This is a genomic window from Brevundimonas sp. TWP2-3-4b2, assembly GCF_049897345.1.
Taxonomy (GTDB): Bacteria; Pseudomonadota; Alphaproteobacteria; order Caulobacterales; family Caulobacteraceae; genus Brevundimonas.
This window is the reverse complement of the sequence record NZ_JAFCWB010000003.1, coordinates 202595-219123: the sequence shown is the minus strand read 5'-3', so window position 1 is coordinate 219123 and position 16529 is coordinate 202595. Positions and strand designations below refer to the sequence as shown.

The window sequence follows — 16529 nt, the reverse complement described above, 5'->3', positions numbered from 1 at the left end:
TTTGTATTTCGGCCGCTCTCAGTCGGCCGTTACGGCGTCTCGATCACCCGGTCCGGCTGCCGGATCAGGCGGCGCAGCCAGGGCCTTGGGGCCGGATCCGAGCGCCGCGTGCAGCGCCTCGCGATCCAGTTCCCCCTCCCAGCGGGCGACGACCAGGGTCGCCACCGCATTGCCCACGAAATTGGTCAGCGCCCGGCACTCGCTCATGAAACGGTCGATGCCGAGGATCAGCGCCATGCCCGCCACCGGCACGCCCGGCACGACGGCGAGCGTCGCGGCCAGGGTGATGAACCCGGCCCCGGTGATACCCGCGGCACCCTTGGAGCTGATCATGGCCACCAGCAGCAGCAGAAGCTGGTCCTGCAGGCTGAGTTCGATGTTCATCGCCTGGGCGATGAACAGGGCGGCGAGGGTCATGTAGATGTTGGTGCCGTCCAGATTGAACGAATAGCCGGTGGGCACGACCAGGCCGACGACCGACTTGGGTGCGCCGGCACGCTCAAGCTTCTGCATCAGGCTGGGCAGAGCCGCCTCGGACGAGGAGGTGCCCAGCACCAGCAACAGCTCCTCCTTGAGATAGGCGATCAGCCGGAAGATCGAGAAGCCGTTGGCCAGACAGACCAGCCCCAGCACGCCGATCACGAAGACCAGCGAGGTGACGTAGAAGGTCGCGATCAGGGCCGCGAGATTGGCGATGGCACCGAGACCATAGGCGCCGATCGTAAAGGCGAAGGCACCGAACGCCCCGATCGGTGCGGCCTTCATCAGGATCGCCACAAGTTTGAAGACCACCTGGCTCAGTGCATCCAGCGCGCGGGTCACAGGCGCGGCGGGCTCTCCAACGATGGCCAGGGCGATGCCGAACAGGATCGAGACGAACAGGGTCTGGAGAATGTTTCCGTCGACGAAGGCGCTGACCAGCGTGTTCGGGATAATCCCGGTCAGGAAGCCTGTGATGCTGCTTTCGTGCGCGGCTGTGGCGTATTGCGCCACGGCGCCGGCGTTCAGGGTGGCAGGGTCGATGTTCAGCCCCCGCCCAGGCTGGACCACATTGGCGATCACCAGGCCGATGATCAGAGCCAGTGTGGAAAAGACCAGGAAGTAGGCGAAGGCCTTGGCCGCGACCCGGCCCACCTGTTTCAGGTCGCGCATGCCTGCGATGCCGGTCGTGATGGTCAGGAAGATCACCGGTGCGATGATCATCTTCACAAGCTTGATGAAGGCGTCGCCGAGCGGCTTGAGGCTCTGGCCGAAATCGGGCCACAGATGGCCGATCAGGCCGCCCGCGACGATCGCCAGCAGTACGATGAAGTACAGGCTGCGATAGAACGGACGTCGCACGACGGCCACACCGGCTGAAGCGGCTGGTTGCAACAAAAGACCTCCCATGGTGCCAGTGGGCAGCACCGGTCGCCACAGCGCTCTGAACGGCGCGATTGAGGTCAGTATCGGCATCTCGGGAAGGCCGACAAGCGAGGCGTACAGGTCGCCATAAAATTTGAATTGTCAGGCTTTTTTTGAGTCTTGCTTCGTCCGTCGAGTTTGATCGTGCGATAATCCGCACACCATCGATCGACATTTGTGCGCAAATCCACATTATCGAGCCATGCGAGGTTTTGTGCCAACAACGACTCAATGGCGACTCTTCGCGGTCCTGTGGCTTCTCGTCGCCGCAGTGGTCATTTCGGCAAGCGGGGAACTCGCCCGCCAGGAGGCGAGAGCCTCGGCCGGACGTCAGGCCACGACCGCCAGCGCTCTTCATGCCGCGGTGCTTCGCAGCGAACTGGAACGTCATCGATCATTGCCGCTGGTCCTTGCCCAGGACCCGGACCTGACGCGCCTTCTGGACCGGCCGGATGCCGCCAACACATTGCGGCTGAACCGAAAGCTCGAGTCCCTCGCGAGAGAGGTACGGGCGGCGGCCATCTACGCCCTGGATGCGGACGGCATCACCCTGGCGGCCAGCAACTGGCGCCAGACCACCAGCTTCGTGGGTTCGGACTATCGCTTCCGTCCCTACTATTTCGATGCCATGCGGGACGGCCAGGCGACGTTCTTCGCTCTCGGCACGGTCAGCGGTCGACCAGGCCTGTACCTGTCCCGCCGGGTGGACGGGCCCTCGGGCCGACCGCTGGGTGTCATTGTGGCCAAGGTTGAATTCGGCGCGCTGGAAGCCGAATGGCGTGCCTCGGGCGAGCCGACCTATGTCACCGGTGACGACGGGGTGGTGTTGATCACAACGGTGCCCGCCTGGCGGTTTCACGCCGCTCGCCCGCTGTCTGCGGACCTGCGACGGCGACTCGCGGCGACCCAGACAGCCGGAACAATGATCCCGCCCCCCCTTCCCTTCATGGCAGAGGCGGGTGGAGTGGTGCGCACGTCGTCCGACGTTCCTGAAGACCTGTACGCCGTCGCATCGGACGCGATCCCCGATATTGGCTGGCGGCTGACCCTGCTCTCGCCGGCAGGCGACGCGGTGTTGCGAGCGGTGGCCGTCGCGCGCTGGCTCGGCGCGCTGAGCGTGGCCTTGCTGGCCGCGCTGACCGGCATCCTGCTGCGGCGTCGCCAGCGCGCCGGCGCGCGGGCGAGCGAAGCCGAACAGGCTCGCGTTGAGCTGGAGCGTCAGATTGATCTGCGGACGTCGGAACTGCGGTCCACCAACGACCTTCTGAACCACGAAATCGACGAGCGGCGACGGCTGGAGTCGGTCCGGCAGGACCTGCAGGACGAGTTGATCCAGGCCAACAAACTGGCGACCCTGGGCCAGATTGCGGCCGGGGTGGCGCATGAGATCAACCAGCCGGTCGCCGCCATCCGGACCCACGCCGACAGCGCCTCCGTTCAGCTTCGCCGCGAAAACAGCGCGGGCGCTCTTCGCTCGCTGGCCAGTATCGACCGGCTGACCGAGCGCGTCGGGATCATTACCGACGAGCTCCGGGCCTTTGCCCGCAAGACCCGGTCCGAGACCGTAGCTGTCGGCGTCGACGCGGCCATCGACGGCGCTCTGCTGCTCGTCGCAGGGCGGCTTAGAGAAAAGGGCATCACTCTCGGCCGCCGCCGCGGGCCGGCGGGTCTGGCCGTCCGGGCTGAGCGGAACCGGCTGGAACAGGTGGTTCTCAACCTGCTGCAAAACGCGATCGAGGCACTCGATGGTGTCGCCGGGCCTTCGATCAAGCTGGGGGTCGAAGCGAAGGGCGAGACGGTCGTCATCCACGTCACAGACAATGGGCCCGGCGTAGCCCCGGCGGTTCAGCAACGTCTCTTCACGCCCTTCACGACCGACAAGCGCGACGGACTCGGTCTCGGCCTCGTCATCAGCAGAGACATTGTCGCGGCGTTCGGCGGCGAGTTGGCTCTCGAGCCGTCGCCGACGGGCGCGCGCTTCGTCATCCGTCTGGCGAGGGCCGCATGAGCTTCCGGAACCTGAACCGCGTCGCCCTGATCGACGACGACGACGCCTTCCGCGAGGCCCTTGCCGAGCGGCTGGAACTGGATGGGTTTGCGGTCGTCCCCTTTGCGTCGGCAGAGGCCGCGCTGAAAACCGTCACCGGGCGATTCGAGGGGATCGTGGTCACCGATCTGCGCATGCCCGGTCTCGACGGTCGTCAGTTGGTCGAGCGGTTGAATGCTCTGGATCCGGATTTACCGGTCGTGATGATGACCGGCCACGGCGACATCTCGGAGGCTGTCGATGCCATGAAACGCGGGGCCTACGACTTCCTCGCCAAACCGTTTGCCCCGGAGCGGCTGATCGAGACGGCCCGGCGGGCGCTGGAGAAGCGGGCGCTCGTGCTCGACAATCGCCGACTGGCTGCAGAGGCCGCCGACGACGAGGGGTCGATCCCGCTTGGTGGTTCCAGCCGACAGGTCGAAGCTTTGCGTGCCGCTATCCAGCGGCTGGCCGACGCACAGGTCGATGTTCTGATCGAGGGCGAAACCGGGGCCGGCAAGGAAGCCGTCGCCCGCGCCATCCACAACGCCGGCCGGCGCCGACTCCGGCCCTTCGTGGCCGTATCGTGTGCCGCTCTGCCGGAGAGCGGGCTGGAAAGCCTGCTCATGGGCGACGCCGTCGGCCCGACCGGCGCGTTCCGGCGCCGCGAAGGGCAGATCGAGCAATCTCACCAGGGCACCCTGTTCCTGGACGAGATTGATCTGGCACCTCGCGCTGCCCAGTTGCTGCTTCTTCGCGTCCTCGAGGAGCGGGAGGTTCATCCCGTAGGAGCCATGGAGCCCCATGCACTCGACCTGCGCATACTGGCGGCGACAAAGGGCGATCCGGCCGAGGCCGTCGCGCGAGGCGACCTGCGTGAAGATCTCTACTACCGGCTCAACGTGATCCGGCTGCGGACCCCCCCGCTGAGGGAAAGACGTGAGGACGTGCCGCTCCTGTTCGCGCGCTTCCTTGGTCGCGCGGCGCGCCGCCTTGGACGGGACGTGCCGGCGATCGACCAGGTCATCCGTCGGCGTCTTCTCGAACACGACTGGCCCGGCAATATTCGCGAACTGGCCAACTACGCCAGTCAGGTGGCCGTCGGCCTGGACGCCTTCACCTCGGAGGCCCTGTCGGAATCCGGGCTGGTGCAGCGCGTCCAGACCTATGAGGCCGAACTGATCCGCGAGTCCCTGACGCGCCACAACGGCGACATCAGGCAGGTGACAGCCGACCTGCGAATCCCCCGAAAGACCCTTTATGACAAGATGGCCCGTCATGGGCTCAATCCGGCGGACCATCGGACCCGTATGCGAGAGGATCGTGCGCATAGCGAGAAAGTGCCCTGACCTGACGCCAACTCTCCAACGGCCTGCCAGTCAGCCGCTGTCAGAGTCCGCAAGGATTCGCAGGAACCGGGCAAGGGGATCGCTCTGCGATTGGTCTCCCGAGTTCGAATGCGCCCACGCCTGGCCCGCAGCTCAAGTCGTCAGTCTGGATCGCCTGCCAGATCGGGATCGCGCATCCGGTAGCCGAGTCCCTGTTCGGTCAGAATGATGCGCGGCCTGGAAGGCTCAACCTCGATCTTTTGACGAAGCTGGGCCACAAGGACGCGGACGGCCTGGGCCTCGATCATTTCCGCTCCACCCCAGACGGCAGCGACGATCTGACGGTGCGTGATCACTCGCCCGGCATGACGCGCGAGGGCGCGCATGAGATCGTATTCCCGAGGCGTAAGATGAACAGGTTCGCCCTGTACCCTGACCACACGGGCCGAAAAGTCGATCTCCAGGGTTCCGGCCTTGAAGACAGAGCGGGACGAGAAGCGCCGGTCACGGCCCCGTAGCAAGGCGCGAAGACGAGCCATGAGCTCGCCCATGGCGAATGGCTTGTTGACGTAGTCGTCTGCGCCCAGGTCCAGCGCTTCGATTTTTTCGCCTTCCTGGTGTCGGGCGCTGACGATCAGAATGGGCACCTCCGACCACTCCCGGACCCGGGCGATGACGGTCTTGCCGTCAATGTCCGGCAATCCGAGATCAAGCAGAATGGCATCGAACCCTTCGCTGGCCAGTGCCACCAGCGCATCGCCGCCGTTCATTGCCGCCGTGACCTGATATCCTTCTGCGACCAGCGCGGGGGTGAGTGCCCTGATGATATGCAGTTCGTCCTCGACGAGCAGGATCCGGCTCATATGGATTGGCTGCCGGCAACCGGAAGCCGAAGCAACAACCTGAGCCCCGGTCTGGACCGGATGGTGGGGTCAAGACCCAGCGTGCCTCCCATGGCTTCCACGAAGCCCTTGCTGATCGAAAGCCCTACGCCGGTCCCCCGCCCATCGGGCCGCTGCCCCCTTCCGCGGTAGAATTTGTCGAACAGTCTTGCACCGTCCGACGCCGACACCCCCGGCCCGTCATCTTCGATGGAGATCATAACCTGGCCCTCAATCGTTCGGGTCTGAACAGTGGCGACGACGCCCTTACCACCGTGCAGTTCCACATTGTCGAGGATATTGAACAGGGCCTGCTCAAGCAGGACAGGATCTGCCTGAACCTCGTCGGCCGGGTCTGCCTCATGGACGGTGACCCGGGTCTCACCGAACGAGCCGAGTCGCGACCGAACACTGTCGATCACTTCACGGACGGATATGGGCACGAGATGGGGCGTCAGATCGCCCGACTCAATCCGCGAGAGGCTGAACAGCGCTTCGAGATAGTCGTTCAGCCGCCCGGCTTCCTGAACGATGCCATCGGCGAGGCCTATCCGTGTCCCTGAATCAAACCGCTGATCATAGTCGCGAAGGCTGCTCGCGGACGCCATGACGGTTGCGAGCGGCGTCCTCAGATCATGCGAGAGCGACCCGAGAATGGCCTCCCGAAGCCGGCCGGCACGGCGCTCGGCCTCGGCTTCTGTCCTGGCGTCTGCGAGACGCGCCCGCGCCAGGGATGCAGCGGCCAGATCGATCAGCAACTCACAAAGCCGATCCTGGGACGCGACGTCCGCGGCGCTTGCCTCTTCGACCCTCCACACCGCAAGCCCGAGCCCAGCGTCTTCTGACAGGCGCCGTGCTCGCCATTCCCCCTGAATTTGAAGGGCCGGCGATCTGCGGCTGCGGTCAATCACACCGTGAACAGAGGATTTGCCGTCAACGGGAACGGCGTCCTCGTTCAGGGTCTCGTGCGCCGCAATAACCAGCGCGACATTGCCTGACGCCGCCTGGAGACGATCAGTCAAAACCTGGCGCAGGCTGATCTCTCCATCGGCCATTGTGAAAGCCTGGCTGGCGTCAAACAACGTCTTGAGGAGATCGGCGCGCCGCCGATTGGTACGTTCGCTTTCGCGCACCCTTCCGGCCAGGCTGCCGGTGACCAGGGCGACAAACAGGAAGGCCCCCAGAGTAAGGGCTTGCTCTGCGCCGGCAAACCGGAAGGCGAAGCGTGGCTCCACGAGACTGAAATTGTACGCAAGGATGGCCAGAAAGGCGGCGAAGACTCCGGCGCGTGTTCCAAACGCCAGGGCGGACACGACCACTGAACCGAGGAAAAACATCGACAGCCGGTTCAGGCCGAAATTCTGACGCAGAAGCTCTGCGATGAGCGTGCCGACGAGGACCAGACCGATGGTGCCGATCAGTTGCAATGCCAGAGGCTGGTTCGCGTCAAAACGCCAGAGGACCGCCACGCGGGAACGTCCGGCCTCGGCGGGCGCGGTGAGGCCTGCGATAGAGTTGATCGAACGTGGCATTCGGTAGCTCCGGCGTCCCTCTATTCTATATCTTCGTGCCTTGATCCGCGCGGTACAAGATCAGATATGTTATGCGTGCCAATTCAGCGCCCGTATATAAATCCTATACTTGCCCTTCCCCTCGCCAACAATCATCGGTTGGCTTGGAGAACACTCAATGATATCGAGTTTTGCGAGATCGAGGGAAGATAAGCCATTGTGGCCGGCTTTTTCCAGCGAACGCCCGTTCAGTTTACAGCTGCCATTTTTCCGTCTTCGTTTCGCTGAACGCGACCAGGTAAGCGGATGACCGGGCGATGAAACGGGCATCATCTTCCTATCTTGCCTGGCTCGCAGGCGCATTTACTTCAAGCGCGACGGAAAGCGGATCTCTCAGTGGCCCGGAGGACCTCGTTCTAGGCTATGCGACGGGGTACGATGCCGCCCAGATTGCCCCCTTCGTCCGGTCACTCCGCGCGGTGTTCGACGGCCCTGTCGCCCTCGTGGTTGATGATCGGCCCGACGTCACCCGGCTGCTGGCCGAGCACGGCGTCGAAGCCGTCCATCTGGCCTCGCAGCCGGGCTGGGAGCCGCATCCCGTGATGGCGCGCTTCGCCGCCTATTGCAGCCTGCTGGAGCGCTGGCCCAACGCGGTCGATGTGCTTCTGACGGACGTGCGGGATGTGATTTTTCAGGCCGAGCCTTTCGGGCCGCCCCCTCGCCGGCTGGAAGTCTTCGTAGAGAACGAAGGCGGCCGCCTCGGCGACCACGCCTTCAACATGAAACATCTCTCGGCCCTCGTGGGCGACGAGATGGTCGCGACCCTCGCCCACAAGCCCTGCATTTGCGTTGGCACAGTGATCGGTCCTCGCGACGAGATTATCCGCTTCTGCAAGACTCTGCTGATGCTGGCTGCGATCCCCCGGTCCGAGGTCGGCGGAGCGTTCGGTGCTGACCAGGCGGCCTGCAATCTCGCTGTCCATCTGGGTTTGGTGAAGGCAGAGGTGCGGCCCAATTTCGGGCGTGTCGCCACCCTCGGCATGACCCCGGGCAGCGAACTCAAGGTCCAGAATGGTCTGGTATTCAACCCGGACGGTAGCGTGAGCGCGATCGTTCATCAGCACGACCGCCACCCTGCGCTGGACCGTGCCATGCATGAGCGTTGGGGACACGACCACAGACATTGTCAGCGAATTCAGCCCAGGTCCGCGGCGGACCGCGGACGCAAACTGAAACAGTCGCTTATGCGCCGGCTCCCCGAATGGCGATGACGGCCAGGGAAGTCTCCAGATCCGTCGTGGCACCGGGCGTCTAGCGCGCGATGTTCGACATCTGGCGGTCCGGTTATGTCAGACGCTCGCTGGCCAGTGTGGCGGCGTCACGCGGCATGAGACCGGAAGAAGTCGTCTGGCTGCCTGCCCGCGGCTCCTTCCGATACGACGCCGATCCTTTCGGCATCCAGTTGGACGACGTGCTGACCGTCTTTGTGGAAAATTACGATTACCGGGTCCGGCGCGGTGAAATCCACTACTGCCAATATGACGGCGCGAACCGGCTGCTGAAACAGGGTGTGGCCCTGACCCAGGCCGTCCACCTGTCTTATCCGAGCCTGATCGAGGATGCAGGCGCGCTGTACATGCTGCCCGAGGCTTACAAGTCCGGCCGCCTCACCCTGTTCCGTTGCAACCGTTTCCCCGACGATTGGGAGCCGGTCCAGCAACTCCTGCCCGAGGGCGCAATCGACGCGACCGTCGTCCGGTATGGCGGGATGTGGTGGATGTTCTACGCCCTGCACGGTCCCGGTAATCGGGCCATGCGCGAACTGCACATAGCCTTTGCTCCCGCCCTCATGGGGCCGTGGTCGAGCCACCCTTCCAATCCCGTGCGGAGCGGTTTCGAAAGCTCGAGGCCCGGCGGTACGGCGTTCGAGTATGACGGTGCCCTTCATCTCCCGGTTCAGGATTGCGCGGGAACCTATGGCGCGGCCCTAAGTCTGCTGCGCATCGACGTCCTGACGCCCGAGGCGTTTTCGGCGGCACCTGCAATACGATTTGAGCCCGGAGAGCTGCTCGGCGGGTTCGGCGACGGCCTGCATACATTGTCTGGCCACGGCGACATCACCTTCATCGATGTGAAGTCCATTCGTCGGTCCTTCCTGCAGCCCATCATCACCCTGTTGTTCAAATTGCGCAGGGCGGCCGGACTGAACAGACCACGCCGGACGCGGAGTCTGGGCCTATGACCGCTGAGTGTCCCGAACCGCCCTCGCGGAGATTTCGATGCGTATAGCCATCGTCATGCCCCGCGGCTCGGCGATGCGCCGCGATCAACCCAACTCCATGGAGACGGTCGCGCAAACCCTCTTGGGTCACAGTCGATTCCGGACTGAAACGACGTTCGTATGCGACGCAGGCGACGACCACCCGGCCGAGGTCCCCATCGTGACGGTCCCGGCGGGATTGGAGAAAACGCGTCATGCCCGCGCGGTCGCGACGGTCTTGGGACGGATAAATCCCGAGATCGTCGAATATCATCAACAACTTGAATCAGCGGCCCTGGTTGCCAGAATGATGCCGGGGCGAGTTCACGTCCTCTACCGGCATACCCGCATCAAGCCTCCTCGGCATTGGCTCGACCGCCTCCGTTATGGCAACAGACTGGCGGCTTTCGATCGGCTGATCTTCGTCAGTGACGCGGCTCGTGCCGAATTTGGCACGGATTATCCTCGCTTCGCAGACAAGGCCGAGACCATCTGCAACCCGATCGACATCAACATCTGGCGGCAATCACCTGAGAACCGTGAACCGATCATCATGTTCTGCGGGCGGGCCATGCCGGAGAAAGGGTTCGAACCATTCTGTCTGGCGCTCGCCCAGATCCTCGACCTGGAACCGGGCTGGCATGGTGCCCTGCTGCTGGGTGACTGGGACCAGCATAGGCGCTGGGCCGAGCCTCATCTGCTCGCCCTTGGTCGCTTCGGCGATCGTGTGGACATCCACCGGTCAGCGTCGCCGACAACCGTGATCGACGTCACCCGCCGCGCCGCCATCGCCGTGACGCCATCCTTTGTCGCCGAGGCCCTGGGGCTGACAGCGCTTGAGGCGCATGCCGCGGGAGCCGCGCTGATCTCCTCCGGACGGGGGGGACTTCGCGAGGCGAGCGGCGAGCACGCAATCTATGTCGATCCGCCCGATGCGCCTGGACTCGTCGCGGCGATGTCCGCGCTGATCGCCGACCCCAGGCGGCGGGTTGCCTTGGCGCGCAACGGTCAGGAATGGGTTGAGGCGAACCATTCGCCGGTTATCCGGACGGCCCAGCTCGACGACCTCAGGACCGCGCTGGACACGGCAGCCCGAGCCCGAACGACCGGGTCGCATTGATGGACCCGGCAAAGCCCGGATTGGCACGACGTCTCTTCGACAGGCTGACGGGCGCGGACCGGTGCCGCGGGCGCGCCGCGATCATTCGACAGTTGCCTGACAGACGGCTGCTGATCGATGTCTATATTCCCGCCTTCGCCGCCGAAGCCGGGCGCATCCTCTGGGTGGGCTGCCGGGCCTATACGCTTGATGACTACAAGGCGCTGGAATCTGGAGGCGGAGAGGTCTGGACGACCGACTTGGACCCGAGGGCAGAGAAATGGGGACAGCGGGGCCGGCATCGAACCGGCGACCTCTGCGGCATCGACGAAGTCTTCGCTGACATGACTTTCGACGCCATAATCTGCAACGGCGTGCTTGGGTATGGTGTCGATACACCGGATCAGCAATTGGCGGCGATGCGGGCCATGGCCATGATCCTGAGACCGGGGGGGCGTCTGTTGTTGGGCTGGAACACCGACAAGATCGTCGATCCTGTCGTGGAAGGTCGAGCTTGGCTTTGGTGTGACCCGTCATCGTTCGCAGGTCAGCAGAAGAGGGTCCGCTTCGATGAGGTCACCCACACCTATGACACGCTGGTCCGGAAAGGTTCGATATCACGGCTTGACCCAACGACGGCACCGTCAGGCTGACTACGCCGACCTGACCTCGACGGGGGCTTGGGTGACGGGCAAAACCGGGGCAGTCTGAAGCTTGGCCTTGGGAGTCCGAAGATGAGAATGCGCGCTATTGCCGCCGTTTTGGGTGCCGTCCTGGCCTGGGTGGGCTGCGGATGCGCGATGGCCCAGGAAGCCGTGGGAACCAACACCGCCGTGGTGCAGACCGTTCGGACGCGCAGCGCCGCAGAAACGGAGTGGCGCGCTTCCGTCGTTGGTGGAGCCGTTCGCTACGCGGACTTGATCGTCACCGGTCCAGACAGTCGGCTGCAGGTCGAGCTACGGGATCGGTCTCTGCTGACGGTGGGAGCAAATGCGTCCCTGACAGTCGATCGGTTTGCATTCGAGTCAGAGCCCGACCCGCTCTCAGCCGTCTTCTCCGTGGCCCGCGGCATCTTCAGATTCGTGTCCGGGAGTCAGGGTGCGGAACGGGAGCGTGTGAGCTTTCGCACGCCAACGGCCACCATCGGTATCCGGGGCACGATCATCGAGGGCGTAGTCGGGCCCGAGGCGCTGGAGGTCGTGGCGGGCGACGCCGTCGGGCTGGACCTGTCGCAGGACCCCGAGACCGCCGCCGTCATCGTTCTGGTCGAAGGCGAAATCGATCTGGAGGTGGGTGGCGAACGGGTAACAATCCGGCAACCCGGGCAAGCCGTCCTGGTCTCTGGTCGTCGGCTGTCTCAGCCTTTCACCCTTCCGCAGAGCGCGATCGCAAGGTTTGAGGCCCGTCTTCCGCCCGGTGAGGGCGGGTCTGGCCAGGGTCCACGGCCGGGGCCGCAGGGGCCGGGCGAGGGACAGGGGCCGGGACAGGGACAGCCTCAGACCACGGCTTCAGGTCAAGCCGAAGGCAAGGCGCAGGGTACGGCTCAAAGTCAGGGTACGAATTCGGGCCAGACCTCTGGCCAGACCTCGGGCCCGCCTCCCGCTCAGGGTCGGAATCAGACAACCCGACCGGGGTCCACATCGCAACCGCGAAACCCGCCGGCCTCAAGCTCGCGACTCCCGCAATCGGGCACCTCCATCACAGGTCGACAAAGCGCCCCCGTCCCGGGTCAACAGGGCCCGATCCCGCCTTCAGGCACGGGGCCGGTGCCGCGTTGAAAATGGTCGATCTGGCGTGAATTGACGGCTGCGCGGGCCCGATACGGTCAGGCGTCGGGCACGCGAAGACCGCGGGCGGCCTCGGTCAGGGCAGCCTGTTCTGTCGGGGAATCGGCGAATGCGCGTATTCCGTTGCGCAATGCCGCTGTTGCTCCCGCGCTGTCCCCGAGCACCATGCGCGCCCGCATCAGCCGGATCCATCCATCCCGATCCCGGGGCGAAGACCTCAGCCTCTCCTCCAGCCGTCCGACCATACCCTGAACCATGGCCTGGCGATCGGCCGGGGACATCGCCTCTGCATCTGCGACCTGGGCTGAGGACGGCCCGGGAATGGCGGCGGGTGCTACCGCCGACGCGGTGGCTGCTGCTGCCGGCCGTAAGCGGGCCGAAATATCCTGTCCCCGCTGGCGCGCCAGGTCCAGCACGAATGCCCGCACCTCGGCGGCCCAGGGCGCACCTTCCGGCGCGGAATTGATCAGGTCGATCCAGGCGGTCATGGCCGCATCACGCTCGCCGCGCTGGTCCATCTCGACGGCAATGAAATAGCGCGCGCGTGGGTCCTGGGGGTCCGCACGCAGGGCACCGCGGAAGGCCGCCAAGGCAGCCGGAGTCACCTGGCCGCCACCCGCCTGGACCAGGGCTTCGCCCTGCGCTGAAAAATGCTCGGCATTGGTCGGCTCGATCGTCGCAGCCCGGCCATAGGCCTCTGCCGCCTCGGCGAACCGCCCGGTCTGGAAATAGGACCACCCAAGCATGCGCCAGCCGTTGACGTCCGTAGGCGTCTGGCGGAGCTGGCCCTCAAGCTGAACGATCATGGCCTCCACATCGGCACCGTTGTGGGCTGCGTCAGCCGAAGCCGCGGGCAAGGCCGTCGCCGCAGTCCGTGGCCCTGCCCCCGGAAGGTCGGGCCGTCCCAGCAGGGCGTAAAGACCCGCGCCACCCAGGGCCACGACCGTAGCCAAGCCCAGGGCCAGCCGTATCAAAGACTTTTCACCCAGCGGTCGACCGGTCGGCACGGTCTCGACACCCTCAGCCAGGGCCCGACGTTCGACTTCGAGGCGAAGAGCCGCGATGTCCTCGGGCGGCGCTGTCCCGGCCTCGGCCTGCTGGTCCAGATCGCCCAGCTGGGCCTTCAGAACGTCGGCGGAACTTGTACGCCGGTCAAGCGCCCCGCCGGGCCGGATCAGCGGCATGGCCAGGCCGACTACGGCCAGGGCGATCATCAGCGTCAGGACAATCCACAGTATCATGACGCATCACCGTTTTTCAGAATGGCGGCGAGCGTGCGCCGCTCCTCGGTCGACAAGGGTATCGGTTCGGCTGCACTGGCCCGGCCGCGTCGCCTCAGATACAGCGCGATACCCAGTCCGCCGGGGATCAGCACCAGCAGGGGGGCGCTCCACAGCAGGATGGTCTCAAGGTCCAGCGGGGGCTTCAGCAGCACGAAACTGCCGTAGCGGGCGACGACAAACGCTATCGCCTCCTCGTTCGTGTCACCGGCCGTCAGGCGCTCGCGAACGATGGCCCGCAGGTCGGCGGCAAGAGGGGCATCGGAGTCATCGATCGACTGGTTCTGGCAAACGACGCAGCGGAGCTCCCGGCTGATCTCGCGGGCCCGGGCCTCGAGCGCGGGATCGGCCAACTGTTCTTCCGGCAGCACCGCCGCAACCGGCCCGGCGATCAGCAGGGCGCAGAGCACGCCAAGCGCGAAACGTTTCATGTCTCCGTCTCCAGTCGATCGAGCATCGGCTGCAGGATTGTGGCCCAGACCTCGGGCGTGATCGGACCGACGTGACGGTAGCGAACCCGTCCGTGGCCGTCGATGACGAAGGTCTCGGGAGCCCCGGTGACGCCGAAATCGATGCCCGTACGGCCCCGGGGGTCCGATCCGATCAACGTATAGGGGTTGCCGCGCTGGGCCAGCCATTCGGCCCCGTCAGCGGGCTCGTCCTTCCAGTCCAGCCCGTGGATGGTCACGCCCTGGGCCTGCAGCTGCAGCAGCATGGGATGTTCGATGACGCACGCGACGCACCAGGAGGCGAACACATTGAGGAGGACCGGCTTGCCGGTGAAGTCCGAGGAGGCAAGGCCCACGGTGTCTCCGGGGATCACGCCCGCGAGGTCGAACGTCGGGATCGGCCGGTCAATCAGCATGGACGGCAGAATGCTGGGGTCGCGCCTCAAACCCAGGCCCAGGGCTGCGGCGACCACCAGGAACAGCACGACGGGCAGGATGAAGGCCAGCCGCCTCACGTGACCACCTCCACCGTCTTCACGGGGACCGGCTTGCGCGCCGGCATGGCCAGCCGCATCCGGCGATCCGACAACGACAGGACGCCGCCCAGCGCCATGATCAAGGCACCGCCCCATATCCATCCGACCAGCGGATGCCACCAGAGTCGGACCGTGGCAGCGCCCAGGGTCGCGCTCTCGCCGACCGAGATATAGAGGTTGCCCATCGCCTCGCCCCGGATTCCAGCTTCGGTCGTCTGGGTCTGGCTGGAGGGATAGAAGCGTTTCTCGGATACGATCAGGAACGGCTGGCCACCTCCTTCGACGCGGAAGCGGGCCTGTTCAGCCTGATAGTTCGCACCCGTCGCCTGACCCAGGGCGTCCAGGGTAATGCGGCGCCCCGCGAAATCGATTGTCTGGCCAGGAACCATGGTCTGGACCGAACTGACCGTCCAGGCGGTCATGGCGGTGACGCCGATGGTGCTCACGCCCAGACCGGCGTGGGCGACCGCGACGGCCCAGAAGGCAAGGGGCGTCGTGCGGATCAGCCGTCCGGTCTCAGCACCCTTGCGGCCCAGTCCCCAGCGTCGTGCCAGCAGCATGAAAGCCGCGGCAATCAGCCAGACACCGAGAGCGATCCCGAGGGCCGCGCCGACCTTGGCCAGACCGAAAACCACCAGCCCGACGCCCGCCACGACCGTGGCGAGCACGACCGGCCAGCGCAGCCTGAGCAACACGGCCCGCGCCGTGTCGCGCTTCCAGTTCATCATCGGCCCGAAGGCAACCAGCACCAGTAACGGCACGAACAGCGGAACAAAGGTGATCGCATAGTACGGCGGCCCGACCGAGATTTTGTCGCCGTTCAACACATCGACGAACACGGGATAGAAGGTGCCGAGGAATACCGTGGCCGTCGCCGCCAGCAGGAAGAGATTGTTCAGCGTGATGCCGGCCTCACGGGACAGTGGCGAGAACAGGGCTCCGGTCCGCATCGCCGGTGCCCGCCAGGCGTACAGGCCGAGGGCCGAGCCGGTGGCGATCAGGATAAAGACCAGAATATAGGCTCCGCGCTCCGGATCGACGGCGAAGGCGTGCACGCTGGTCAGAACGCCCGAGCGCACCAGGAAGGTCCCGACCATGCTGAGCGAGAAGGTCAGGATGGCCAGCAGTATCGTCCAGCTGATCAAGGCCCCGCGCTTCTCGAGCACGAGGGCGGAATGCAGCAGGGCCGTTCCCATCAGCCAGGGCATCAGCGAGGCGTTCTCGACCGGATCCCAGAACCACCAGCCGCCCCAGCCGAGCTCATAATAGGCCCACCAGCTGCCCAGGGCGATGCCGACGGTCAGGGATATCCAGGCCGACAAGACCCAGGGCCGGACCCAACGCGCCCAGGCCGCATCCACCCGTCCCTCGATCAGGGCCGCCACGGCGAATGAGAAGGCCACCGAAAACCCGACATAGCCGAGATAGAGGAGCGGCGGATGCATCACCAGACCGGGGTCCTGCAGCAGCGGATTCAACTCGGTCCCGTCGAGCGGAATCGGGCTCAGCCGGGAAAACGGATTGGAGGTGAACAGGCAGAAGCCGAGGAAGGCGGCGCTGAGCATGCCTTGAACCGCCAGTACCCGCGCCTGCAGGCCCTCTCGCAGGGAGCGTCCAAAAAAGGCGATCGCGCCGCCGTGCAGGGCGAGGATCAGCACCCACAGCAGCATCGACCCCTCATGGCTACCCCAGGTGGCGGCGAACCGGTAAGGAAGAGGCTGGGTGCTGTGACTGTGTTTGGCCACCAGCTCGACGGAAAAGTCCATCGTCACATAGGCCGTGGCAAGGGCCCCGAAGGCCAGGATGACGAATGCCATCTGCAGCAGGGCAGCCGCTCGGCCAAGGGACATAAGCACCGGGTCGCCGCGGTGCGCTCCCACCAGCGGAGCAAGTCCCTGAACCAGTCCGAGCATGAAGGCGAGGATCAGAGCCAACTGGCCGATTTCCGCGCTCATTCAACGTTCTCCG

At 65.2% G+C, this 16529-nt stretch carries 14 protein-coding genes; 7 read left to right on the top strand and 7 right to left on the bottom strand.

What is annotated here, in order from left to right:
- Nucleotides 1–18 precede the first annotated feature (18 nt).
- Complete coding sequence (locus ACP7AS_RS08035; RefSeq protein WP_426028782.1) at nt 19–1389, bottom strand: dicarboxylate/amino acid:cation symporter; 1371 nt, start codon at nt 1387–1389, stop codon at nt 19–21.
- A 217-nt stretch (nt 1390–1606) separates the two neighbouring features.
- On the opposite strand from ACP7AS_RS08035, the gene ACP7AS_RS08030 reads away from it, so the two are divergent.
- Nucleotides 1607–3412 carry a sensor histidine kinase gene (locus ACP7AS_RS08030; RefSeq protein ID WP_426028346.1) on the top strand — a complete coding sequence of 602 codons (1806 nt, stop codon included), beginning with the start codon at nt 1607–1609 and terminating at the stop codon, nt 3410–3412.
- On the top strand, nt 3409–4779 hold the full coding sequence (locus tag ACP7AS_RS08025) for a sigma-54-dependent transcriptional regulator (RefSeq protein ID WP_426028345.1): 1371 nt from the start codon (nt 3409–3411) through the stop codon (nt 4777–4779). The genes ACP7AS_RS08030 and ACP7AS_RS08025 overlap by 4 nt, the downstream gene beginning before the upstream one ends.
- A 140-nt stretch (nt 4780–4919) precedes the next feature.
- Here the strand turns inward: ACP7AS_RS08025 and ACP7AS_RS08020 are convergent, their stop codons facing one another.
- Together ACP7AS_RS08020 and ACP7AS_RS08015 are read right to left on the bottom strand one after the other, a co-directional pair.
- Nucleotides 4920–5621 carry a response regulator transcription factor gene (locus tag ACP7AS_RS08020; protein ID WP_426028344.1) on the bottom strand — a complete coding sequence of 234 codons (702 nt, stop codon included), beginning with the start codon at nt 5619–5621 and terminating at the stop codon, nt 4920–4922.
- Complete coding sequence (locus tag ACP7AS_RS08015) at nt 5618–7171, bottom strand: sensor histidine kinase (protein WP_426028343.1); 1554 nt, start codon at nt 7169–7171, stop codon at nt 5618–5620. The genes ACP7AS_RS08020 and ACP7AS_RS08015 overlap by 4 nt, the downstream gene beginning before the upstream one ends.
- A gap of 296 nt (nt 7172–7467) precedes the next feature.
- Between ACP7AS_RS08015 and ACP7AS_RS08010 the strand changes: the two genes are divergently transcribed.
- From ACP7AS_RS08010 to ACP7AS_RS07990, 5 genes are all read left to right on the top strand, one after another.
- Nucleotides 7468–8421 (top strand): hypothetical protein, encoded by a 954-nt coding sequence (locus tag ACP7AS_RS08010; protein ID WP_426028342.1) that lies wholly within the window; start codon nt 7468–7470, stop codon nt 8419–8421.
- Between the two features lie 50 nt (nt 8422–8471).
- The gene (locus ACP7AS_RS08005; protein WP_426028341.1) at nt 8472–9392 is read left to right on the top strand and encodes a glucosamine inositolphosphorylceramide transferase family protein; all 921 of its coding nucleotides are present in this window, start codon (nt 8472–8474) and stop codon (nt 9390–9392) included.
- A gap of 37 nt (nt 9393–9429) precedes the next feature.
- A complete protein-coding gene (locus ACP7AS_RS08000) occupies nt 9430–10530 on the top strand; it encodes a glycosyltransferase family 4 protein (protein ID WP_426028340.1) in 1101 nt (366 codons plus the stop codon).
- On the top strand, nt 10530–11162 hold the full coding sequence (locus ACP7AS_RS07995) for a class I SAM-dependent methyltransferase (RefSeq protein ID WP_426028339.1): 633 nt from the start codon (nt 10530–10532) through the stop codon (nt 11160–11162). Before ACP7AS_RS08000 ends, ACP7AS_RS07995 begins: the two co-directional genes overlap by 1 nt.
- An 81-nt stretch (nt 11163–11243) precedes the next feature.
- Nucleotides 11244–12287 carry a FecR domain-containing protein gene (locus ACP7AS_RS07990; RefSeq protein WP_426028781.1) on the top strand — a complete coding sequence of 348 codons (1044 nt, stop codon included), beginning with the start codon at nt 11244–11246 and terminating at the stop codon, nt 12285–12287.
- A gap of 47 nt (nt 12288–12334) precedes the next feature.
- Here the strand turns inward: ACP7AS_RS07990 and ccmI are convergent, their stop codons facing one another.
- Genes ccmI through ACP7AS_RS07970 form a run of 4 tightly spaced genes read right to left on the bottom strand, consistent with a single transcriptional unit; the run spans nt 12335 to nt 16516 of the window.
- Nucleotides 12335–13537 carry a c-type cytochrome biogenesis protein CcmI gene (gene ccmI / locus ACP7AS_RS07985; protein ID WP_426028338.1) on the bottom strand — a complete coding sequence of 401 codons (1203 nt, stop codon included), beginning with the start codon at nt 13535–13537 and terminating at the stop codon, nt 12335–12337.
- Nucleotides 13534–14007: a cytochrome c-type biogenesis protein gene (locus tag ACP7AS_RS07980; RefSeq protein ID WP_426028337.1), complete on the bottom strand. Its 474-nt coding sequence runs from the start codon at nt 14005–14007 to the stop codon at nt 13534–13536. The genes ccmI and ACP7AS_RS07980 overlap by 4 nt, the downstream gene beginning before the upstream one ends.
- Nucleotides 14004–14540 (bottom strand): DsbE family thiol:disulfide interchange protein, encoded by a 537-nt coding sequence (locus ACP7AS_RS07975; RefSeq protein ID WP_426028336.1) that lies wholly within the window; start codon nt 14538–14540, stop codon nt 14004–14006. Before ACP7AS_RS07975 ends, ACP7AS_RS07980 begins: the two co-directional genes overlap by 4 nt.
- Entirely contained in the window at nt 14537–16516 is a 1980-nt protein-coding gene (locus tag ACP7AS_RS07970; RefSeq protein ID WP_426028335.1) for a heme lyase CcmF/NrfE family subunit, read from the bottom strand. The genes ACP7AS_RS07975 and ACP7AS_RS07970 overlap by 4 nt, the downstream gene beginning before the upstream one ends.
- Nucleotides 16517–16529: the final 13 nt, after the last annotated feature.